We start from the raw sequence: 21,290 nt of genomic DNA on the forward strand, positions 1-21,290 counted from the left end.
CGTCTGCCGGGTCAGGTGATCGATGGGAGGGTGACGCGAGCGTGCCGATCCTCAGGACTCAGCGTGAATCGGGTTGACTGTTCACTCGCGGCGAACCTGGCGCTGGTGCCGAGCTGGTATTCGCCGGCGAATCCTTCGACCGAGACCCTGCCCCGCGCGTCGGTGAGCACGGTCGTCGGTGCAAGCCACCATTCGCCCTTCACGAGCCCGCGCAACGCGTCGTAGGACGGCTTCGGAGTGCCGTCGGCGCGCACCAGCCCGATCGGTGCGCCGAGCCAGGCGCGTGCGTCGGTGATGCCCCAGTAGGTGACGGCCTCGACCGAGGGATGCGCCATGAGTGAGCGGTAGTGTCGCTCGAGGTCGTCCGCCTGGCGGGCCTCTCCTTCCGGAGTCGACGGCCACTCGGAGACGCGGAAGTCGTTCAGGTCCACGATGTCGGCCGGCATGAGGTCGCCGGAAACGAGAGATGACTCGGTCAGGTGCAACGGCAGGCCGTATCGGGCGAACCGGTCGACCATCCCGAGCATGGCGTCCTCACCCCAGTACCCCTGGTGCATGTGGGTTTGCAGCCCGAGGGCATCGATCTCGACGCCGGACTCGAGGACCCCTTCGATGAGGCACTCGAAGGCGCTCGAGAGATCGAAGTCATTGAGCAGCAACGTGGCGCGAGGATTCACCGCGCGGGCCTCTTCGAACGCCAGGCGGATCATCGGGATGCGCCCCCTGGCGCGAGCCAGCGGGGTGATGCCGTTGTCCCCGTTTTCGAATACCGGCATGATGACGGCTTCGTTGATGGCGTCCCAGGTGTCGACGAGCCCCTCAAAGTCGGCAACGTCGCGGCGGATCCGTTCGCGCTGCAGCCGTTCGACCTCGTCGACGGGCAGGCCGAGCAGCCAATCGGGCTGCACGGTGTGCCAGACGAGCGGATGACCCTTAAGCTTCACGCCGCGGCCGCGGAACCACCTTGCGGCCTGTTGCAGCCGGGCCGTGTCCGGTGCGCCGCGGGTGGGCTCGAAGCGGCCCCAATAGAACGGCAGCGTTGCCGTGTTGAAGACGTCAGCGTAGAGCGTGGCGAGGCTCTCGGTGCCGATCTCGACAGGCTCGCCGTTCGCGAGGCCGAGGAAATCGAAGCCGATGTTGCCGAAGCCGAAGGCGTGGTCCAGCTGGGCGACGACGATCTCCGTGTTTGGCAGGACCTCACCGGACGCATCCGTCACGGTCACGACGGTGGTACAGAGCCGATGGGCGGGTGCCGAGGCGGAGGAGAGGGCCGCGGAGTGCATCATTGCAGAGTCACTTTCCAGACTGGAGTGTTGATCCAGCCGACGAATCGGGGTGCTGGGCGAATGGGAAGTCAGGATTCGACCGGCACGGGGCCGGTGCTCGCCCGGACCACGAGCTTGGCAGGGAGTTGGACATGGTGAGGGACGTCTTCCCCGTCGAGCAGCTTCACCAGCATCTGCAGGGCCTGTGCCCCCAGGTCGTGCAGTGGCTGGGCCATGGTCGTCAACGGCGGTGTCGAGCTCGCGGCCTCGGGGATGTCGTCGAATCCGATGACGGAAACGTCTTCCGGCACCCGCAGTCCGAGTTCGCGGGCGACTTTCAGGACGCCGAGCGCGGACATGTCGTTTGCGGCGAACACCGCGGTCGGTCGATCCGGCCGCGTCAGCAGTTCACGAGCCGCGTCGGCCGTCAGGGCGGCCTGGTATCCACCGTCGCGAACGAGGGTCGGGTCGAATGGGATGCCGGCGTTCTCGAGCGATTCACGGTAACCGGCCTCACGCAACTGGGCCGAAGCCAGGTCGCTGCGCCCACGGATATGTGCGATGCGGCAGTGTCCCAGTTCGATGAGGTGCCGGGTCGCCACCCGGGCGCCGCCGATGTTGTCCGAGTCGATTGTCGCGGGTCCGCCCGGCCCCGTGTGCGGGTCGATCGCGACGACGGGGATCGAAGTCGTCGGCATGAGCAACGTGGGCGTGACGATGATGGCGCCGTCGATGAGCGTGCCGGCCAGGCGCGAGAGGGATCGGCGTTCCCAGCCCGCGCTGATGCCGCCCGGCGCGAGGGCCGAATACGCGAGCAACTCATAACCGGTTCCGGTGGCAGCGGTGGATATGCCCTTGAGCAGCTCGACCGAGAACGACTCGAATTCAGAGACGAGGATGCCGATCACATTGCTGCGCTGTCGACGCAGACTCGAAGCCACAAGCGAGGGCTCATAGCCGAGTGCGGCGACGACTTCCGTCACTCGCTTGAAGGTCGCCGGAGCGACGCCGTAACGCAGATTGACGACCTTCGACACCGTCGGCACTGAAACGCCGGCTTCGCGCGCGACGTCGGCGATCGTCACTCGCCCAAGCGGGGGGGATGGGTTGACATCAGGGGTCACACTGCTCACAGTACAGCGCCGGGCGACAGATCAAGAGCCGAATCACCCCGTTAGAAATCGTTATCGATATCGATTGACAAGATGGATGCCGTGCTGGGAAGCTCTGGCTGTGGCGGACGAATGTCGTGTGTCACCGATGACTACCAAGGAGCTTCCACAATGAAGAGGAAAAACCGAACCGCGGGAATTCTCGCGCTGGCCGTTAGCACCGCCATGCTCGTCTCCGGGTGCGCCAGTGGCGGCGACAGCGGTTCGAGCGACACGGTCGCCCTGACCTTCTGGCAGAACTCAACGACAGGAGAAGGCAAGGCCTACTGGGAGAAGACGGTCGCCGAGTTCGAGGCGGCCAACCCGAAGGTCACAATCGAAATGCAGTCCATCCAGAACGAGGAGATGGACGGAAAGCTTCAGACCGCGCTGAACTCCGGCGATGCACCAGACATCTTCATGGCACGGGGCGGCGGCAAGCTGGTGGATGTCGTGGCGGCCGGACAGGCCATGGACATCACAGACTTCATCGACGAGGCTACGAGTGCGGCGGTGCCCAAGGGCGTGCTCAGTGCCTTCGCGGTCGAGGGCAAGATCTACGGAATGCCGACCGCAGTGCTTCCTGGCGGCATCTACTACAGCAAGGACCTCTTCGCGGAGGCCGGCATCGACACCGTGCCGGCGACGATGGCCGAGCTGGGCACCGCGGTGGACAAGCTCAAGGCCGCCGGTATCGCGCCGATCGCCGTGGGTGCCAAGGATGCCTGGCCCGCCGCGCACTGGTACTACTTCTTCGCTCAGCGGGCCTGCTCGCAGGACGCCATGGACAAGGCAGCCGAGTCCAAGACGTTCGACGACGCCTGCTGGCTGAACGCGAGCGAGCAGATGGAAGAGTTCATTGAGACCGAGCCGTTCAACGATGGCTTCCTCACCACGTCCGCACAGCAGGGAGCAGGCAGTTCGGCCGGCCTTCTGGCGAACCACCAGGCGGCCATGGAACTCATGGGTGCGTGGAACCCCGGCGTGATCGCATCGCTGACCCCCGACGAGAAGCCGCTGGCTGACCTCGGCTGGTTCCCCTTCCCGGAGATCGACGGCGGCGAAGGTGCGGCCGGCGCAATGATGGGCGGCGTGGACGGCTTCACCTGCTCGGCTCAGGCGCCGCAGGAGGAGTGCACCGACTTCCTCAACTTCTTCATGCAGAAGGAGCAGCAGGAAGGGTACGCGAACGCGTTCCACACGCTTCCGGCCAATACGGAGGCTCAGGACGTCGTGACCGATGATGCACTGAAATCCATCCTGGAGGCCTACAACGAGGCACCGTACGTGACCGTCTGGCTGGACACCCTATTCGGCCAGAACGTCGGCAACGCGCTGAACACCGGCGTCGTCGACATGCTGGCCGGCAAGAGCGGCGCAGCGGACCTCGTCGCGGGCGTCAACGCGGCAGCGGCTAAGGGTTAGCTCGCAACCATGAGAAAAGAGTCCGCAGGCGCTACGTCGTTGACCGACGCGCGGCCGCTGCCGGGCACGCAGAAAGCTGGGGACGGTGCACCTCGTGCATCGTCCCCGGCCAGGGCGCGCCCCACCCGGAGAACTGCAGACTGGCGGAAGCGCCTGGAGATAGCGGTCCTCTCCGGACCGGCGATCCTTGTCTTCGTCGGCTTCGTGATCCTCCCGGTCATTCTGGCCGCCTACTACGGCTTCTTCCGTTGGAAGGGTTACGGGCCGGCAACCGATTTCGTCGGCTGGGGCAACTACGTGATCATCTTCGCGGACAGCGCGTTCCACGAGGTGCTGATGCACAACGGCATCATCCTCGTGCTGTCGCTGGTCATCCAGCTGCCGATCGCACTCATTCTGGCTCTGCTCATCAACCAGAAGATCCGGGGACGCTCCCTCATCCGCGTTCTGATTTTCGTTCCGTACATCATTTCCGAGGTCATCGTCGGCATCGGCTGGGGTCTGATGCTCCAGACCAATGGCGCGGTGAACGACCTGCTGGAGAGTGTCGGTCTGGGCGCGTTCCAGGCCGACTGGCTCTCAGATCCCAAGATCGCCATCTGGTCGCTGATGCTGATCATCTCCTGGAAGTACATCGGCTTCGCCGTCATCCTCTTCCTCGCCGGGCTTCAGGGAATCCCGGAGGAGCTCTTCGAGGCGGCGTCGATCGACGGCGCGAGTTACTGGCAGGTGCAGCGCAGCATCACGCTGCCGCTGCTCGGCCCGACCCTGCGCACCTGGGCGTTCCTGTCCATCATCGGGTCACTTCAATTGTTCGACCTTGTCTTCATCATCTGGGGCCAGTACGTCGCCTCGACGGCGGGTACCTCGACCATGGCGACCTACATGGTCGCGAACGGGCGCACCTCGGGCAACTTCGGCTACGGCAGCGCCGTCGCGGTTGTCATGTTCCTGATCTCGCTTGTCATCGCGCTGACCTACCAGCGCTTCGTCTTGCGACGCGACACGGCCGGCGCGCTCACAGAGGGGAAGAAATGATGTCGGTTCTGACCAGTGAGAGGGCCTCACGCACGGAGGCCCCACGGGTTCAGCGTGGCTCGAAAGGTCGTGACAAGTGGGGCAGCCCCGTCACGTACTTCATCGCATTCCTGTTCATCGCCCTGTGCCTCGGTCCGGTCCTCTACATCATCGTCGGGGGCTTCCGCGACAATTCCCAGATCACCTCGTCGCCTGCCGGGCTCCCGGGTCCGTGGCGCTTCGACAACTATCTCGACGTCCTGACCGCTCCGACTTTCTGGCAGCAGATCGGCAACTCGGCAATCGTCAGCGGCTTCACCACGATCGGTGTCGTCGTGCTCGGGGTGATGGTGAGCTTCGTCCTGGCCCGCTATGACTTCCACGGGCGGGGGCTGATGTATGCCCTGTTCGCAGCCGGACTCATGTTCCCGATGACCGTTGCGATCACGCCGCTCTACATCCTGGTCAAGCAACTGGGCCTGATGAACAGCCTGGCGGGCGTGATCCTGCCGCAGATCGCCTTCGGCCTGCCGGTGACCGTCATCATCCTGGTGCCGTTCCTCAAGGCGATTCCCAAGGAGATCGAGGAAGCCGCGTCGATCGACGGGGCGAGCCGACTCGGGTTCTTCTTCCGCATGGTGGTGCCGTTGTCGGTTCCTGGCGTGGTGACCACCGGCATCCTGGCCTTCGTCGCCAGCTGGAACAGCTACCTGCTGCCGCTGTTCATCCTGAGCGATCAGGCGATGTACACGCTGCCACTGGGCGTGCAGGCATTCGCGTCGCAGTATTCGGTGGACACGGCACAGGTTCTGGCCTTCACCTCCCTGTCGATGATTCCGGCGCTCATCTTCTTCACGCTGTTCGAGCGCCGCATCGTCGGCGGATTGACCGGCGCCGTCAAGGGATAGGCGTTCACGCGGTGCGCGGCCGTGAGCCGTCGCACCGCGCGCTGTCCCAACTGCATATCTGATCCTCTGAAGGAAAGTGTTGAACCCGTGACCCATGCCATCTCAGCCATGCCGGAGGTCTCGGAGCGCGTACTGGCGCTCCATGCCCGAATGACCCTCGAGGAGAAGCTCGCCCAGATTGTCGGCTACTGGCTCGATCAGAGCGGCGTCGTCGCGCCCATGCAGGGCGAGATGGCGGCAGGTCAGAAGGCTCCTGGCGACCTGTCCGAGGTGACCCGCCACGGCCTCGGGCACTACACCCGTGTCTACGGCACGCGGCCGGTGGATCCGGCGGAACGCGCCGCGTGGCTGTGGGGCGAGCAGCGCCGCCTCAAGCGGGAGACGCGCCTCGGAATCCCCGCGCTCGTGCACGAAGAGTGCCTGACCGGACTCGCCGCCTGGAAGGCGGCCGCGTTCCCGACTCCGCTCGCGTGGGGCGCCTCCTTCGACCCGGTGCTGGTCGAGGAGATGGCCGGCGTCATCGGCGACTCGATGAAGCAGCTGGGCATCCACCAGGGGCTCGCCCCGGTGCTCGACGTCATCCGGGACCCGCGCTGGGGCCGGGTGGATGAGTGCATCGGCGAGGACCCCTATCTGGTCGCCACCGTCGGCACGGCCTACGTGCGCGGGCTCCAGGGCGCGGGGGTGCACGCGACGCTGAAACACTTCCTCGGATACTCCGCGTCGCGCGCCGGACGCAACCACGCACCGGTGCACGCGGGTCCGAGGGAGATGGCCGATGTCTTCCTGCCACCGTTCGAGATGGCGATCCTCGACGGCGGTGCGAAGTCAGTGATGAACTCGTACACCGACATCGACGGAATCCCGATGGCCGCCAACGCCGACTACCTGACCGGTGTCCTGCGGCAGAAACTCGGCTTCGACGGTGTCGTCGTCGCCGACTACTTCGCTGTGGCGTTCCTCGAAGTCATGCACGCCGTCGCGGCCGACCGGGGCGAGGCGGCGGCGCTCGCGCTGGAAGCGGGCATCGACATCGAACTGCCCACCGGCGACGCCTACCTGCAGCCCCTGGCCGACCGCATCCGCGCCGGTCTGTTCGACGAGGCCTATGTCGACCGTGCGGTCTTGCGCGCTCTCGCGCAGAAGGAGGAGCTGGGGCTTCTCGACGAGGACGCCTACGAGGATGAGCCGCCGACGGACATCGACCTCGACTCGCCGCGCCACCGGGAGCTGGCCCGCCGACTGGCCGAGGAATCCATCGTGCTGTTGTCGAATGACGGGGTGCTGCCGCTGGAGCGAAGGGCGCGGCCGCTCTCGACGGTGGCGGTCATCGGCCCCAACGCTCACCGTGCCACGGCGCTTCAGGGGTGCTACTCCTTCGCGAACCATGTTCTCGCCGGCTATCCCGATCTCACGCTCGGCTTCGAGATCCCGACGGTACTCGAGTCGCTCCCCGGTGCCTTCCACACGGCCGGTCTCGCCATGCCGGCGTTCGTGTACGCCGAGGGGTGCGCCGTCGAAGGCGACGACGAGTCCGGCTTCGCCGCCGCCGTGGACGCTGCGTCGGCGAGCGAACTGGCTATTGTCGTCGTGGGCGACCAAGCGGGCCTCTTCGGTCGCGGCACCGTCGGCGAGGGCAATGACTCCGAATCTCTTGAGCTGCCAGGTCTGCAACGCCGACTCGTCAAGGCCGTGATCGCGACCGGAACGCCCGTCATCATGGTGCTGTTGACCGGGCGGCCGTACTCGATCGGGTGGGCCGTCGAGGGCGGGAGCGCAGCCCCGGCTGCCGTACTCTTGGCATTCTTTCCCGGAGAGGGCGGCGGCCTCGCGATTGCCGACATCCTCACGGGCCGGGTCAATCCATCCGGACGCCTTCCCGTCTCCATGCCGCGGTCGGCCGGTGCGCAGCCGTATTCGTACCTGCACCCGGTTCTCGGCGGGCCGTCCGACGTCACCGCCACCGATTCGACACCGGTGTTCCCCTTCGGGTTCGGTCTGTCCTACACCTCCTTCGACTACTCCGACTACGTAGTCGATCCCGCCGCGCCTGCCACTGGCGGCTTCACCGCCACGGTGACGGTGACCAACACGGGCGCCGTTCGCGGAACCGACATCGTGCAGCTCTACGGCCACGACGTGCACGGCACGGTAGCCCGGCCGGTGGCGCAACTGCTCGGCTATTCCCGGGTCGAACTCGATGCGGGCGAGTCCCGCCGGCTGACCTTCTCGGTGCCGGCGAGCCGATTCGCCTTCAGCGACCGACGCATGGTCAAGATCGTCGAGCCCGGCAACGTCGAGGTGTGGTTCGCCTCCCACGTGGCCGTCTCAGACGGCGTGCCTGCCGAGGAGGCCGCCATCAGTGCCATCGTCAGCGAGAAGCTCATACCGGTGAGACGGATATCCGGTGTGTCGACCGCCCGCGCAATCGTTTCGATCACCGGCGACGTCCATGAAATCACCGCGGCGGATCTTCGCACGGTGGCCGTTCGACAGGACGCGCTGGTCCGGGCACAGGTGTCCGCCTGAACGCGCCACACCTAAGCCGAACAGCCTCCCTCCCGCTTCCCTGCACATCAAGAACCAAAGGAATACGCACCAGTGACAAACGCGTGCATTGCCATCGACCGCACGGCGGTCGTTGCCCCCGTCAACCGTCGTATCTTCGGCTCCTTCGTGGAACATCTGGGTCGGTGTGTCTACGACGGCATCTACGAGCCGGGACACGCGACGGCCGACGAGGACGGTTTTCGGCTGGATGTCGTCGACCTGGTCAGGGAATTGGGCTCGTCGACCATCCGCTATTCCGGCGGCAATTTCGTCTCCGGATATCGCTGGGAAGACGGGGTCGGTCCCAAGGAGCAACGCCCGGTGCGCCGCGACCTGGCGTGGCATTCACTCGAGACCAATCAGATCGGCCTGGACGAGTTCGCGCGGTGGTGTGATCTGACGGGCTCCGAATTGATGATGGCGGTGAATCTCGGCACGCGGGGCATCGAAAACGCTCTCGATCTGCTGGAGTATGCCAATCACCCGTCTGGCACGGCGCTCAGCGACCAACGCATTGCCAACGGCACGGCCGCACCTCACGACATTCGGATGTGGTGCCTGGGCAATGAGATGGATGGTCCGTGGCAGACCGGCTACATGTCGGCCGATGATTACGGCAAGCTGGCCGCTCGAACGGCGCAGGCGTTGAAGGCCGCCGACAAGAATCTGGAGCTGGTCGTCTGCGGGTCCTCGGGTTCGTCGATGCCGACGTTCGGCGATTGGGAGCGCACCGTCCTCGAGCACAGCTATGAGCACGTCGACTACATTTCCGCCCACGCGTACTACCAGGAGCGCAAAGGGGATTTGGGATCGTATCTCGCGTCGTCGCTGGACATGCAGTACTTCATCGACACCGTCGTCTCGACGGCCGATCACGTGAAGAACAAATTGCACAGCAAGAAGACGATCAAGATCTCGTTCGACGAGTGGAACATCTGGTACCTCGACGAGCACCGGGCGTCAGAGGAGGTCAATGAGCAGTGGTGCGTGGCACCGCGTCAGCTGGAGGACACCTATTCTGTGGCGGATGCCGTGGTGCTGGGCAATCTGCTGATCACCCTGTTGAAGAATCACGACCGGGTGGGGTCGGCGTCACTGGCCCAGCTGGTGAATGTGATCGCGCCCATCATGACGGAGCCGGGTGAGGCGTCCTGGCGTCAGACGACATTCTTCCCGTTCTCGGTGACATCGCGGCTAGCTCGCGGCGAGGTGTTGCGACCGCGAATCGACGTCGGCACCTATGAGACGGCCGTCTACGGCGCCGCGCCTCTGGTGGATTCGGTGGCGACCCACGACCCGGAGAGCCGAGTGTCTGCGGTGTTCCTGGTGAACCGCAGCCAAACCGAGTCGTTGGACGTGACCATCGATGTGGCCGATCTGGGCGCATCCGTCATCGACGAGGCTGTCAGCGTGCACGATTCCGATGTCTACGCGCAGAACACGCTGGCAGATCAGACGCGGGTGGCATTGAAGTCGCTCGCCCACGCAGTGCTCACCGACGGCGTGCTCACCGTGACGCTGCCTCCGGTCTCCTGGTCAGCGATTGCCCTGCGATGACGATGACTGCCACGCCGCGAAAAGTTCTGTACATCGGTGGTACCGGCACGATCAGCACGTCGTCCGTTCATTTGTCTGTCGCCCAGGGTATGCAGGTGTTCGTGCTCAACCGTGGACACAACGCCAGGGGGCGACAGCTGCCCGGCTCGGTCACCTGGTTGACCGGTGACATCACGGATCGTGATTCCGTCACTGCGGCGCTCGGCGACTTGCGGTTCGACGTTGTCGTCAATTTTCTCTGTTTCAACGCCGCCGACGCGGCACAGGCGATCGAGATATTCCGCGATCGCACCCGCCACTACGTCCACATCAGCACCGCCTCGATGTATCGCAAGCCGATCCTTCAGGTTCCGATCGTGGAATCGAACCTGCGTCAGAATGGCTTTCTGCGGTACGCGCGGGAGAAGATCGCCGCCGAGGACACCCTGATGCGTGCGCATGTGGATGACGGGTTCCCGGTCACCATCGTGCGACCGTCTCACACCTACGACGAGGCGAACCCACCTCTCGCCGGCGGTTGGACGGTCTTCGATCGAATCGAGCGTGGAGCCGAAATCGTCGTCCACGGTGACGGCACGTCGTTGTGGACTCTGACCCACGCGGCCGACCTGGCGCAGGGCCTGGTGGGGCTGCTCGGGAATCAGCGGGCGATCGGCGAGGCGTTCCACATCACGTCAGATGACGTCTACACCTGGGATCAGATCTACTCGCTCGTCGGTGCCTCGCTGGGCGTGCCGGCGAAACTGGTCCATGTTCCGTCGGAGTTCTTCCCCGTTGCTGCACCCGATTGGGGCTGGTCCGAATTGTTCGTCGGAGACCTGGGCCACAGTGCGATCTTCGATACTTCCAAGATTCGCCGGTATGTTCCGGGATATGCGCCCAGCCGGACGTTCGTCGAAACGGTCGTGGAGATGGCGCGCTGGCGAAGCGGGCATCCGGCTGAAGCGGCAGGGGATCCGACTGCCGAAGCCGTGATCGACCGCATGGCGCTGGGGTATCACGAAGCGCGGACGATCTTCGAACGACTCGCGCCTGACATTCAGGTCCCTATTTGAGTTTCGAAGGGTTATTCATGACCACCGCACCACCCCAGGCATCCGCCCCCCGTCACGCACTCGTCGTGCGTGGCGGATGGGACGGCCACCAGCTTGTCGAGACGACGGATCTGTTCATTCCATTTCTGGAGGAGAACGGTTTCACGGTGCGCATCATGGCTCACCGGCGCCGTATGCCGATTCCGAGTACATGGCCCTGGTCGATCTCGTCCTGCAGACCAACACCATGGCCTCGATCGAAAAGGACGAATTCACGGGGCTGAAGGCGGCCATCGAAAGCGGCACGGGGCTCGGCGGCTGGCACGGCGGCATCGCCGATTCGTACCGCACCAACGTTGACTACCTGCAACTCATCGGTGGTCAATTCGCGGCTCACCCCGGCAAGGAACCCGCCGACCACACCGGGGAACAATCTGACAACTACGTTCCCCACCGCATCAACATGCTTCCCGCCGCCGCGGATCACCCGATCACCCGGGGCATCGACGATTTCGATCTGGTCAGCGAGCAGTACTGGGTGCTCCACGACGACTACAACGATGTGCTGGCCACGACCACACAGGCTGTTCGCCCCTGGGACCCGTGGCACCGCCCGGTCACCTCGCCGGCCATCTGGACCCGGCAGTGGGGACAGGGGCGCATCTTCGTGTCCACCCCCGGGCATCGGGTCGACATTCTGCAGAACGCCAGCGTGCGCACCATGATCGAAAGGGGACTGCTATGGGCAGCCCGTTGAGAATAGGAGTAGTCGGCGTCGGAAAGATCAGCGAGCAGTATTTCGCCGAGTTTCCCAAGCTCCCCGGACTCAAGCTCGTGGCGGTCGCCGATCTGGATGCTTCTCGCGCGGTCGCCGTGGCGGCGGAGCAGGGTGTGCCGGCACTGACCGTCGACGAGCTGATCGCCTCGCCCGACGTGGACGCGGTGCTGAATCTCACCATTCCGGCAGCCCACGCCGAGGTGGCGCTGCGCGCGCTGGCAGCCGGTAAACACGTTTACGGGGAGAAGCCCCTCGCATTGAATCCGGACGAGGCGACACCTGTTCTCAGGTTGGCCGTCGATTGCGGTCTGCGGGTGGGGTCCGCTCCGGACACTGTGCTGGGTACGGGGGTGCAGACTGCCCGTGCGCTGCTCGATGACGGCCGCATCGGAACGCCGGTGGCGGCATCCGCTTTCTGGACGGCGCCGGGGCACGAACTCTGGCACCCTGCCCCGCAGCTCTACTATTCGGAGGGTGGCGGGCCGCTGTTCGACATGGGCCCGTACTACCTGAGCGCCCTCGTCACGCTGCTCGGACCGGTCGTGCGCGTATCGGGCAGCGTCGGACGCTCGGGGCGGGAGCGCACGGGAGCGCACGGTGGCGACCGGGCCGCTCGAGGGAACGAGCCTCAGGGTCGAGATCGACACACACGTTTCCGCTTTGCTGGAGCATGCATCGGGCGTCACCTCGACGGTCATGATGAGCTTCGATGTGTGGGCGGCCCGGTTGCCGCGCATCGAGATCTACGGCACTCTCGGAACGATCGCGGTGCCTGACCCGAACCGTTTCAGCGATGCGACTGAGCTCTACACGAGTGACGACCGTCGTTGGCGCGAGGTGGAGCCCGAGGCCGGGTATGCGGATGCCGGGCGCGGCTACGGCCTGGCCGACATGGCGAGGGCCATTGAAACCGATCGCCCGCACCGGGCCTCCGCAGAATTGGCCTTCCACGTGTTGGAGATCATGGACGCCATCCTGCGCGCCGCCCATGATCGCTCTGTCATGGAACTGACCAGCACCGTGGAACGGCCGGCCATCGTGCCCGAGGGCGCCCTGCCGAGCCGCTGGTAGCAGGAAGGTCCCGCAGGGCCGGTCGCAGTGCTGCAGGGTCACAGGCCGACTAGGGAATAGGATTATGTTTATGCTTCAAACAAATAGCCCGTTACCGGATCCCGAGCCCACGGAGTACGACAAGATGGTCGCCGGGGACTGGTACCGATACCGCTCCGGCCCAGAGCTCGCCGAGATGACGATCGCCACCCAACGCACCTGCCGGCGCATCACCGCTCTCTTCGATGAGGACCGGGACGCAGCCCAGGAGCTGTTCGTCGGCATGCTCGGCACGGCCGGAGAGGGCCTGGACTTCCGGCCGCCCCTGTACCTGGACTACGGTTCAAGGCTGCACGTGGGTGCCCACACCTTCATCAATGCCGACCTCCTGGCCCTCGGCGGCGGGGAGATCACGATCGGGCGGAACGTCCTGATCGGCCCGAGCGTTCGACTGTACACACCGGTCCACGCCCTCGACATCGACGAGCGACGGGCCGGCTACGAGAGGGTGTCGCCGATCAACATCGGCGACGATGTGTGGCTCGGCGGCAACGTCGTGGTCTGCCCCGGCGTCACGATCGGTGCTGGCAGCGTGATCGGCGCCGGCTCCGTCGTCACCCGCGATGTGCCGCCGGGAGTGATCGCCGTCGGCAACCCGGCTCGCGTCGTCCGCACGCTCGACGAGGGTGAGACCGCGGCCGAGGGCCAGTCGTCACCGACCGGCCCGTCGCTGTAGCACGTCCGGAACGGGCACAGCCGGGCGGCGGTAGCCTTGGATTGATTACCTGATGGGAAGGCACTGATGCAGGGAACCAACAACGACGACGTGCGACGGCACAACCTGTCGGTCGTCCTCCGCCTGGTGCACCGGGACGGACCGACGCCGCGCGCGGCGCTGACGCGTCGGACCGGCCTGAACCGGTCGACCATCGCCGCTCTCGTCGCCGAACTCGAGTCGCTCGGGCTCGTCGGGGAACGCGACCCGGAATCCACCAACCAGGTGGGCCGGCCCAGTCCGGTCGTCTTCTGCTCCGAACGGGTGGTCGCCCTCGCGGTGAACCCCGAGATCGACGCCGTCACGATCGGGATCGTCGGGCTCGACGGCACCGTGCACCGCCGCATCCGTTACCCGACCGAACGGCCGCCGACCGCCAGCGAGGCCGTGAACATCTCCGCCGCCGTGATCGAGGGGATGCGAGGCGAACTCGAGACCCGCTTCCGCGTGGTCGGAATCGGCGTCGCTGTTCCGGGACTCGTGCGCGCCCCCGACGGCCTGGTGCGCCAGGCCCCCCACCTCGGCTGGGTTGACGAGCCGTTCAAGGACATGCTCGAGCAGGCCACGGGCTATCCCGTGGCCGCCGCCAACGATGCGATCCTCGGCGCGATGGCCGAGCACCATTTCGGTGCGGGGAAGGGCTTCACCGACCTGATCTACCTCAACGGCGGCGCCAGCGGCATCGGCGGCGGCATGATCATCGGCGGCACCGTGGTGGACGGCATCGCCGGCTACGCGGGGGAGTTCGGCCACATCCGGGTCAGCGACAGCGCCCGCACGGACACGGCCGGGATCGCCGGAACCCTCGAAGCCGAGGTCACCCGCGAGGAACTCCTCGAACCCCTCGGCCTGGCCGGCGCGGATGCCGACGAACTCGAGCAGGCACTGCTCGCCTCCGACGCGCCCGCCGTGCGGGCCGAGGTCAACCGTCAGGTCGACTTCCTGGCGGTGGCCCTGGCCGGGGCGATCAACATCCTGAACCCGCAGCTGGTCGTGCTCGGCGGATTCCTGGCGGCCCTGTTCTCGGTCGACCCGGAGCGCCTGAGGCTAGCCGTGGCCTCGATGACCCTGAGCTCCTCCTTCGACCTCGTGCGGGTCAGCGCGGCCGAACTCGGCTCGAACCTGCTGATGATCGGCGCTGCCGAGCTTGCCTTCGAGCAGCTGCTCGACGACCCGAGCGGATTGCCCGCCGTGGGCTGAACGCCGAGGGCGCCGAAGCGGCGGGCACCCGGTGCACGATCGGGCCGATATCTGCAACTTCCGCGGTGTTCCCCGAATGGGGGAATAGGCGCCGGCGTGGTTGCCTTGTCTCCAAGAGCGGTTCCGTATTCCGCTGCTGGTACTGACGCCCGTGATGCGGTGCCTCGAACACCTTTTCAGACCAGCACGCCTGCGCCCCATCGGGCCGGCCCCATCGATACGAGGATCAACACCACGTGACTACCGCCGCCATCACCGTCATCACCGCCGCCGACCTGAGGTCGGCCGCGAAGCATCCCGGCGACGCTCTCTCCCGCGGCCAGCGCTTGGTCTACATCCTCGTGCTCGGTGCGCTCACCGCTCTCGGCCCGTTCACGATCGACCTGTACCTGCCCGCGTTCCCCACCCTGGAGGGTGAGTTCGGTGTCTCGGCGGCCGCCATCCAGCTGACCCTCACCGGCACCATGATCGGGTTCGGGTTCGGCCAGCTTGTGGTCGGCCCGTGGAGTGACAAGGTCGGGCGCCGACTGCCGCTGATGCTCGCGACCGGCTTCCACATTCTGGCGAGTGTCGGCGCCGCCCTCTCCCAGGACATCGTCTGGCTCGGGGTCTTCCGTCTGCTGCAGGGCTTCGGCGCCGCGGCCGGCGCGGTCGTCGCCCTGGCGATGGTGCGCGACCTGTTCGGCGGCAAGCCGCTCGTGAAGATGCTTTCCCGCCTCGCGCTGATCAGCGGCCTGGCCCCCGTGCTGGCCCCGGTCATCGGCTCGCAGCTGCTGCTGGTGATGAGCTGGCGCGGCATCTTCTGGGTGCTCGCCGCCTACGGTGCGGTCGTGATCCTGGCCGTCGCGTTCTGGATCGTCGAGACTCTGCCGGATGCTGAGCGCCACACCAAGGGGCACAGTTCCCTCGGTCAGCGCTACCGTGCGGTGCTCAGCGACCGGATCTTCGTCGGCGTCGCGATCATCGGGGCGATGACCTTTACGGGTCTTTTCTCCTACCTCTCGGCGTCGTCGTTCCTGTTCCAGCAGGTCTACGATTTCAGCCCGCAGCAGTACGGCGTGCTCTTCGCCGTCAACTCGCTCGGCATCGTGATGGGTGTGCAGCTCAGCTCCCGACTCATGCACCGCTTCAACATCGGCCCGCAGTGGATCATCTCGGTGTCCACCGTGGTGCTCCTGATCACGGCCGCGGCCATCGTGCTGCTCGACCTCGCCGGCGCGGGACTCTGGGGCACCCTGGTGCCGCTGTGGTTCTTCATCGCGGCTTGCGGTTTCACCCTCCCCAGCGTGCAGGTCATCGCCCTGAACGCGCACGCGCATGAGGCCGGAACCGCCGCGTCGCTGCTCGGCGCCGCGAACTTCGGCGTCGCCGGACTGATCTCCCCGATCGTCGGCGTGCTCGGCGTCGGGACAGCGGTTCCGATGGGCGCCGTGATGGGCGTCACCGCCATCGTGTCGATCTTCGCCCTGTGGCTCATCGTGCGCCCCCGGTCGGTGCCCGCGCTGGAGCATTGAGGCCAGATGGGCGCCGGGTAACGGCATCCTCCAGCCTCCGGTCAGTGGTCAGTGGTCAGTGGTTAGTCGTCAGTCGTCAGTTGCCGCCGGTGGCTAACTCAGGAGATTTCCGATGGTGTGGCCGAGGTGGCGACGGATGCCGCATGATTCCGGCATCCGTCGCCACCGGCTTCGCAGATCTCCTGAGTAAGCCCCCGGAGATGCGCGGCAAATGGCCAGGGCGGGAAGCCGCACGCCCGCACCGATCTAGCATGGACAGATGATGAGCGAGCGCGCCCCCGAGACCGCAGCCACCTCCGCCACCCGACGCATCGCCCGCCGGTGGCCTCTGGTCAGCGGGTCCGCAGCGCTGTTGCTGGCCGTGGGGCTCGGCGCCCTGATCGTGCTGCGCGGCAACGGCCGCCCGCTGGAGATCGACGCCGAGTGGATGGATGAGATCCTCGAGCACCGGGCGCCCGTCTGGGAGTATCTCTCGCTCACGATGAACTACCTCGGTGCCGGAATCGCCGGCGTGATCGTGATCCCGGTGCTGATTCTGGTGGCGCTGCTGCTGCTCAAACGGCCGTGGGCGGCCGGCTACTTCGTGGTTGCCACGATCGTGAGCTCGGGACTGGTGCAGGTACTCAAATCACTGTTCGGTCGGGATAGGCCGGAAGACATGCTGGTCATGTCAGATTTCGGATCCTTTCCGTCCGGCCATGTCGCCAATGCGGCGACCATGGCGGTTTGTCTCGGCATCCTCTTCCCGCGCGTCTGGGTTTGGCTGGCCGGCACCCTCTACACGGTTCTGATGATGGTCAGCCGCACCTATCTGGGCGCACACTGGCTCACGGATACGATCGGCGGGCTGCTGCTCGGTGCGTCCGTCGCCGTGCTGCTCTGGGCCCCGGTCGCCGCGAAGCTCCAGGGAGAGCGCGAGTTGGCGGCGCAGCATCCGTCGCCCTTGCGAATTCGACGGAGAAATTCCGCGTAGAGCCCTTAATCGGGGCAAAATCGCGCGTTTTGGGCAAAATCTCCGTCGAATTGGTTCGGGCGGAGCGCACGGGCGCACGGACGCGCGTGCGCACGGGCGCGTCGGCAGCCGCATCGGCAGCCGCATCGGTAACGGATGCCCCGGAGTAGCGTCGACGCATGAGAATCCTCCTTGTCGGGGCGGGCGGCGTAGGAGACGCGTTCGCGAAGATCATCGCCAGGCGCACGTTCTTCGAGCACGTCATCGTGTGCGACTACGACCTGGCCCGGGCGGAACGCACCATCGTCGCAATCGGCCTGAAGCACGGGCACGCGGCGGCAGCCCGGTTCTCCGCCGAGCAGATCGACGCCGGCGACCCGGACATGGTCGCCGCCGTTGCGCTCAGGCACGGCGCCACCCACGTGATGAACGCGGTCGAGCCGAAGTTCGTGCCCACGGTGTTCGCCGGGGCGCTCGCTGCCGGCTGTGACTACCTCGACATGGCCGTGAGCCTGTCCGAACCGCACCCCACGGACCCCTACCGCCAGACCGGGGTCATGCTCGGCGACGACCAGTTCGCGCAGGCCGCCGACTGGGAGACCGCCGGCCGCCTTGCCCTGGTGGGCATGGGCGTCGAGCCGGGGCTCTCGGATGTCTTCGCCCGCTACGCCTCGGACCACCTGTTTCGGCAGATCGAGGAGCTCGGCACGCGCGACGGTGCCAACCTGGTCGTGCACGACGACGCCGGTAACGAGATCTTCGCGCCATCATTCAGCATCTGGACCACGATCGAGGAGTGCCTGAACCCGCCGTTGATCTTCGAGAAGGACCGCGGCTGGTTCACCACCGAGCCGTTCAGTGAACCGGAGATGTTCGACTTTCCGGAGGGCATCGGCCGGGTCGAATGCGTGAACGTGGAGCACGAGGAGGTGGTGCTGATGCCGCGCTGGCTCGATGCGAATCGGGTCACCTTCAAGTACGGCCTCGGTGAGGAATTCATCGGCGTGTTGAAGACCCTGCACCTGCTCGGCCTCGACCGGGTCGACCCGGTGCGGGTGCGCAGCGCGTCCGGCCCGGCGCTGGTCGCCCCACGCGATGTGGTGGCCGCCTGCCTGCCTGACCCGGCCACGATCGGCCCGCGGATGACCGGCAAAACCTGCGCGGGAGTGTGGGTCACCGGCACGGGTCCGGGCGGCCTGCCGCGCGAGGTCTACCTCTACCACGTCGCCGAAAACGAGTGGACGATGCGCGAATACGACACCCAGTGCGTGGTTTGGCAGACCGCCCTGAACCCGGTGATCGCCCTGGAACTGCTGGCCGCTGGCCGCTGGCACCTGGACCGGCATCGGCGTGCTCGGCCCGGAGGCCTTCGATGCGAAGGTGTTCCTCGACCTGATGAGCGCGCCCGAAACCGAGGGCGGCTACGGCCAGCCCTGGGGGATGGAGGACCGGCTGGCGTCCTGAGAAGCACTCGACCTTCCGACGTGCCAGGCGGATGCCCGAGCGCATAGCTGCGGCCGCGGCGCGGGTGGTGCGCCGCTACGCGCGTGGCGTGCCATCCGCGCAACGGCGTACCATCCTCGCGACGCGAATCCCGGCAGGGGGGATCAGGATTGCCGCCCGATCGAGCCGGATGCGAGATGATGCTGTGACTGAGCGCGAAACATCCGTCGGAACGAAAGCGGTGCGGGAATGATCAATGGTGATGTCTCCTTCTGGTGGAACCAGCTCGGCCGGCCGGCCAACCGCGACCCGCTGCCCGGGCCGACGACGGCCGATGTGTGCATCGTGGGTGCCGGCTATACCGGGCTGTGGACGGCCTATTACCTGAAGAAGGCGGCCCCGGCGCTTCGGATCGTGATTGTGGAGCAGCGCTTCGCCGGCTACGGAGCGTCAGGGCGGAACGGCGGCTGGCTGACCAACTCGGTCACCGGCGGCCGCGAGCAGTACGTGAAGTCGCACGGCCGGGACGCGGCGGCCCGGTTCCAGACCGGCATGAACGAGACCGTGGACGAGGTGATTCGGGTCGCCAAGGACGAGGGCGTCGACGCCGACATCGTCAAGGGCGGCGAGTTCACCGTGGCCTACGACCAGCCGCAGCAACGAAGGCTGGAGGCATCCGCTCGGTCGGAGCAGGCCTGGGACATGACGGATGTCGAACTCCTCTCCCCGGCGGCTGCGCGCGCCCGTATCGACGTGGCCGGTGCCACCGGGGCGATGTGGCACCCGCACTGCGCGCGCATCAACCCCGCCAAACTCGCGGCCGGGCTTGCCCGGGTGGTGGAGGGCCTCGGCGTGGAGATCTTCGAGAATACCCGGGTCAGCGAGATCACGCCGCACCGAGCGATCACCGACCGCGGCGCCGTGGAGGCGGAGTTCGTGGTGCGCGCGACGGAGGGGTTCACGGCGGGCCTGAAGGGACTGCACCGGGCGTGGCTGCCGATGAACTCGTCGCTGATCGCGACCGCGCCGCTCAGCTCGGACGTCTGGCAGAGCATCGGCTGGGCGGGCCGGGAGACCCTCGGTGACATGGCGCACGCCTATATGTACGCGCAGCGCACCATTGACGACCGCATCGCGATCGGCGGTAGGGGCGTGCCGTACCGGTTCGGGTCGCAGACGGATTCCGACGGGCGGACTCCGGCGAGCACGGTGGAGGCGCTGCGAGGCATCCTGACCCGGTTCTTCCCAGTGACGGCTGGCGCGCAGATCGACCACGCCTGGTCGGGGGTGCTCGGCGTGCCGCGCGACTGGGCGGCGACCGTGGGGCTGGACCCGGCGACCGGGCTGGCCTGGGCCGGTGGCTATGTGGGCACCGGGGTGGCGACGACGAACCTCGCCGGGCGCACGCTGACCGACCTGATCCTCGGCAACGACACAGGCCGCACCCGGCTGCCGTGGGTGAACCACCGGGTGCGTAACTGGGAGCCGGAGCCGCTGCGCTGGCTCGCCGTGCACGCGCTCTACCGCGCCTACTCGCTGGCCGACCATGCCGAGCTGACCCGGCGGCGGACGACATCGCCGATCGCGTCGGTCGCGGACGTGGTCTCGGGTCGAGGACACTAGCGCGGGCGCTCGTGCCGCGCGGCTGTCTCGGTGCGGCCCGGTGCGTGCCCGGTGCGTGAACCGATTCGACGGAGATTTTGCCGATAACAGCTGGTTTGGGGCCGAAAACCTGTCTTCCGGGCAAAATCTCCGTCGAATTAGCACGGTGGCCGGCTGCCGGGGACCGGGCCTGGTGTGGTCTACTCGACGCATGAGCGTTGAGCCGGGGGTTTCGCAGCAAGCCGTGCGGCAGGCGGAGGCCGCCGCGGATGCAGCCGCCGAGGCTGCCGGGGTGACCGTGCGGCAGGCTGAACCCCGCGACCTGGCCGCGGTGATCGGCCTGTTCGAGCGCACCTGGGGCGTGGGCCACAGCCCCGACAGGTCGATGCTCCTGGCGCTCGACTTCGCCGGCAACACCGTGATGGTGGCGACCAAGGCCGGCAAACCGGTCGGCGCTACGCTCGGCTTCCTCGGCTGGACCGACGGCATCCACCTGCACTCGCACATGGCAGCGGTCGTGCCGTGGCAGCGCGGCAGTGGGGTCGGCTACGCGCTCAAATTGTTCCAGCGGGCACTCTGTCTGCAGCACGGCGTCGCAGACATGCGCTGGACTTTCGACCCGCTGATCCGCCGCAACGCGCACTTCAACCTGGTCAAGCTGGGCGCCGAGGTGGTGCGCTTCCTGCCGGATTTCTACGGCCGGCTCGACGACGTCATCACCGGCAGCGACCGGAGTGACCGGTTCGAGGTGCGGTGGCGACTCGATTCTCCGCGCACCCTCCGGGCACTGGCCGGCGAACTCCCCCCAGTCTGGTCGGGCAGCGACTCGCTGTCTCTTGACGTGGACTTCGAGCGGCTGCGCGCCGACGACCCGGCCGAGGCCGTCCGGCGCCGGGACGAGTCCCGGACACTGTTCCAGAACAACCTGTCTCGCGGGATGCGCCCCGAGCTCACTGAGAACAACGATTACATCTTCACACCGGATGTCCCCGATCGCCGGCCGGCCCCCGACTGAGCCTCGTCGGCCCTGCCCGCCCTGCCCGCCCTGCGCGCCGTGCGAATTCGACGG

The 21,290-nt window shown here is 66.6% G+C and carries 17 protein-coding genes and 1 pseudogene; 16 read left to right on the plus strand and 2 right to left on the minus strand.

Annotated features, from left to right (window positions below; genetic code table 11):
* Positions 1–11: 11 nt before the first annotated feature.
* Together E3T34_RS04300 and E3T34_RS04305 are read right to left on the minus strand one after the other, a co-directional pair.
* Complete coding sequence (locus E3T34_RS04300) at positions 12–1,286, minus strand: endo-1,4-beta-xylanase (protein WP_134342271.1); 1,275 nt, start codon at positions 1,284–1,286, stop codon at positions 12–14.
* A 68-nt stretch (positions 1,287–1,354) separates the two neighbouring features.
* Positions 1,355–2,350 (minus strand): LacI family DNA-binding transcriptional regulator, encoded by a 996-nt coding sequence (locus tag E3T34_RS04305; RefSeq protein ID WP_134342272.1) that lies wholly within the window; start codon positions 2,348–2,350, stop codon positions 1,355–1,357.
* Between the two features lie 198 nt (positions 2,351–2,548).
* On the opposite strand from E3T34_RS04305, the gene E3T34_RS04310 reads away from it, so the two are divergent.
* The 16 genes and pseudogenes from E3T34_RS04310 to E3T34_RS04380 all read left to right on the plus strand — a co-directional run bounded on the left by E3T34_RS04310 (position 2,549) and on the right by E3T34_RS04380 (position 21,236).
* Complete coding sequence (locus E3T34_RS04310; protein WP_134342273.1) at positions 2,549–3,841, plus strand: ABC transporter substrate-binding protein; 1,293 nt, start codon at positions 2,549–2,551, stop codon at positions 3,839–3,841.
* A 9-nt stretch (positions 3,842–3,850) separates the two neighbouring features.
* Entirely contained in the window at positions 3,851–4,879 is a 1,029-nt protein-coding gene (locus tag E3T34_RS04315) for a carbohydrate ABC transporter permease (protein ID WP_134342274.1), read from the plus strand.
* Positions 4,879–5,766: a carbohydrate ABC transporter permease gene (locus E3T34_RS04320; protein ID WP_198411520.1), complete on the plus strand. Its 888-nt coding sequence runs from the start codon at positions 4,879–4,881 to the stop codon at positions 5,764–5,766. Before E3T34_RS04315 ends, E3T34_RS04320 begins: the two co-directional genes overlap by 1 nt.
* 108 nt (positions 5,767–5,874) lie before the next feature.
* Entirely contained in the window at positions 5,875–8,295 is a 2,421-nt protein-coding gene (locus E3T34_RS04325; RefSeq protein ID WP_134342284.1) for a glycoside hydrolase family 3 N-terminal domain-containing protein, read from the plus strand.
* Positions 8,296–8,367: 72 nt separating this feature from the next.
* Positions 8,368–9,873 (plus strand): alpha-N-arabinofuranosidase, encoded by a 1,506-nt coding sequence (locus E3T34_RS04330; RefSeq protein ID WP_134342276.1) that lies wholly within the window; start codon positions 8,368–8,370, stop codon positions 9,871–9,873.
* The gene (locus E3T34_RS04335) at positions 9,870–10,928 is read left to right on the plus strand and encodes an NAD-dependent epimerase/dehydratase family protein (protein ID WP_134342277.1); all 1,059 of its coding nucleotides are present in this window, start codon (positions 9,870–9,872) and stop codon (positions 10,926–10,928) included. Before E3T34_RS04330 ends, E3T34_RS04335 begins: the two co-directional genes overlap by 4 nt.
* A 17-nt stretch (positions 10,929–10,945) precedes the next feature.
* Positions 10,946–11,664, plus strand: a pseudogene (locus E3T34_RS04340) (ThuA domain-containing protein).
* Positions 11,649–12,461: a Gfo/Idh/MocA family protein gene (locus E3T34_RS04345; RefSeq protein ID WP_370327200.1), complete on the plus strand. Its 813-nt coding sequence runs from the start codon at positions 11,649–11,651 to the stop codon at positions 12,459–12,461. The pseudogene E3T34_RS04340 and the gene E3T34_RS04345 overlap by 16 nt, the downstream one beginning before the upstream one ends.
* Positions 12,454–12,756, plus strand: coding sequence for a hypothetical protein (locus E3T34_RS16890; protein WP_370327202.1), 303 nt, complete (start codon positions 12,454–12,456; stop codon positions 12,754–12,756). The genes E3T34_RS04345 and E3T34_RS16890 overlap by 8 nt, the downstream gene beginning before the upstream one ends.
* Before the next feature lie 70 nt (positions 12,757–12,826).
* Positions 12,827–13,471 (plus strand): sugar O-acetyltransferase, encoded by a 645-nt coding sequence (locus E3T34_RS04350; RefSeq protein WP_198410547.1) that lies wholly within the window; start codon positions 12,827–12,829, stop codon positions 13,469–13,471.
* Between the two features lie 66 nt (positions 13,472–13,537).
* The gene (locus E3T34_RS04355) at positions 13,538–14,710 is read left to right on the plus strand and encodes an ROK family transcriptional regulator (protein WP_134342278.1); all 1,173 of its coding nucleotides are present in this window, start codon (positions 13,538–13,540) and stop codon (positions 14,708–14,710) included.
* Between the two features lie 236 nt (positions 14,711–14,946).
* Positions 14,947–16,224: a multidrug effflux MFS transporter gene (locus tag E3T34_RS04360; protein ID WP_241972961.1), complete on the plus strand. Its 1,278-nt coding sequence runs from the start codon at positions 14,947–14,949 to the stop codon at positions 16,222–16,224.
* Positions 16,225–16,483: 259 nt separating this feature from the next.
* Positions 16,484–17,197 (plus strand): phosphatase PAP2 family protein, encoded by a 714-nt coding sequence (locus tag E3T34_RS04365; RefSeq protein WP_233191097.1) that lies wholly within the window; start codon positions 16,484–16,486, stop codon positions 17,195–17,197.
* Positions 17,198–17,355: 158 nt separating this feature from the next.
* On the plus strand, positions 17,356–18,687 hold the full coding sequence (locus tag E3T34_RS04370) for a saccharopine dehydrogenase NADP-binding domain-containing protein (protein ID WP_370327206.1): 1,332 nt from the start codon (positions 17,356–17,358) through the stop codon (positions 18,685–18,687).
* 181 nt (positions 18,688–18,868) lie between these two features.
* On the plus strand, positions 18,869–20,242 hold the full coding sequence (locus E3T34_RS04375; protein ID WP_134342279.1) for an FAD-binding oxidoreductase: 1,374 nt from the start codon (positions 18,869–18,871) through the stop codon (positions 20,240–20,242).
* Positions 20,243–20,432: 190 nt separating this feature from the next.
* Positions 20,433–21,236, plus strand: a complete 804-nt coding sequence (locus tag E3T34_RS04380; RefSeq protein WP_104099225.1) for a GNAT family N-acetyltransferase — start codon at positions 20,433–20,435, stop codon at positions 21,234–21,236.
* Positions 21,237–21,290: the final 54 nt, after the last annotated feature.

The organism is Cryobacterium sp. TMT1-62, assembly GCF_004403145.1.
Classification (GTDB): domain Bacteria; phylum Actinomycetota; class Actinomycetes; order Actinomycetales; family Microbacteriaceae; genus Cryobacterium; species Cryobacterium sandaracinum.

Excerpts from the sequence above, each read along its gene's own strand:
- E3T34_RS04380 (WP_104099225.1), top strand. The coding sequence starts at position 20,433 with ATGAGCGTTGAGCCGGGGGTTTCGCAGCAAGCCGTGCGGCAGGCGGAG.
- E3T34_RS04335 (WP_134342277.1), top strand. The coding sequence starts at position 9,870 with ATGACGATGACTGCCACGCCGCGAAAAGTTCTGTACATCGGTGGTACC.
- E3T34_RS04325 (WP_134342284.1), top strand. The coding sequence starts at position 5,875 with ATGCCGGAGGTCTCGGAGCGCGTACTGGCGCTCCATGCCCGAATGACC.
- E3T34_RS04355 (WP_134342278.1), top strand. The coding sequence starts at position 13,538 with ATGCAGGGAACCAACAACGACGACGTGCGACGGCACAACCTGTCGGTC.
- E3T34_RS04320 (WP_198411520.1), top strand. The coding sequence starts at position 4,879 with ATGTCGGTTCTGACCAGTGAGAGGGCCTCACGCACGGAGGCCCCACGG.
- E3T34_RS04375 (WP_134342279.1), top strand. The coding sequence starts at position 18,869 with ATGATCAATGGTGATGTCTCCTTCTGGTGGAACCAGCTCGGCCGGCCG.
- E3T34_RS04365 (WP_233191097.1), top strand. The coding sequence starts at position 16,484 with ATGATGAGCGAGCGCGCCCCCGAGACCGCAGCCACCTCCGCCACCCGA.
- E3T34_RS04310 (WP_134342273.1), top strand. The coding sequence starts at position 2,549 with ATGAAGAGGAAAAACCGAACCGCGGGAATTCTCGCGCTGGCCGTTAGC.
- E3T34_RS04345 (WP_370327200.1), top strand. The coding sequence starts at position 11,649 with ATGGGCAGCCCGTTGAGAATAGGAGTAGTCGGCGTCGGAAAGATCAGC.
- E3T34_RS04300 (WP_134342271.1), bottom strand. The coding sequence starts at position 1,286 with ATGATGCACTCCGCGGCCCTCTCCTCCGCCTCGGCACCCGCCCATCGG.
- E3T34_RS04350 (WP_198410547.1), top strand. The coding sequence starts at position 12,827 with ATGCTTCAAACAAATAGCCCGTTACCGGATCCCGAGCCCACGGAGTAC.
- E3T34_RS04370 (WP_370327206.1), top strand. The coding sequence starts at position 17,356 with ATGAGAATCCTCCTTGTCGGGGCGGGCGGCGTAGGAGACGCGTTCGCG.
- E3T34_RS04315 (WP_134342274.1), top strand. The coding sequence starts at position 3,851 with ATGAGAAAAGAGTCCGCAGGCGCTACGTCGTTGACCGACGCGCGGCCG.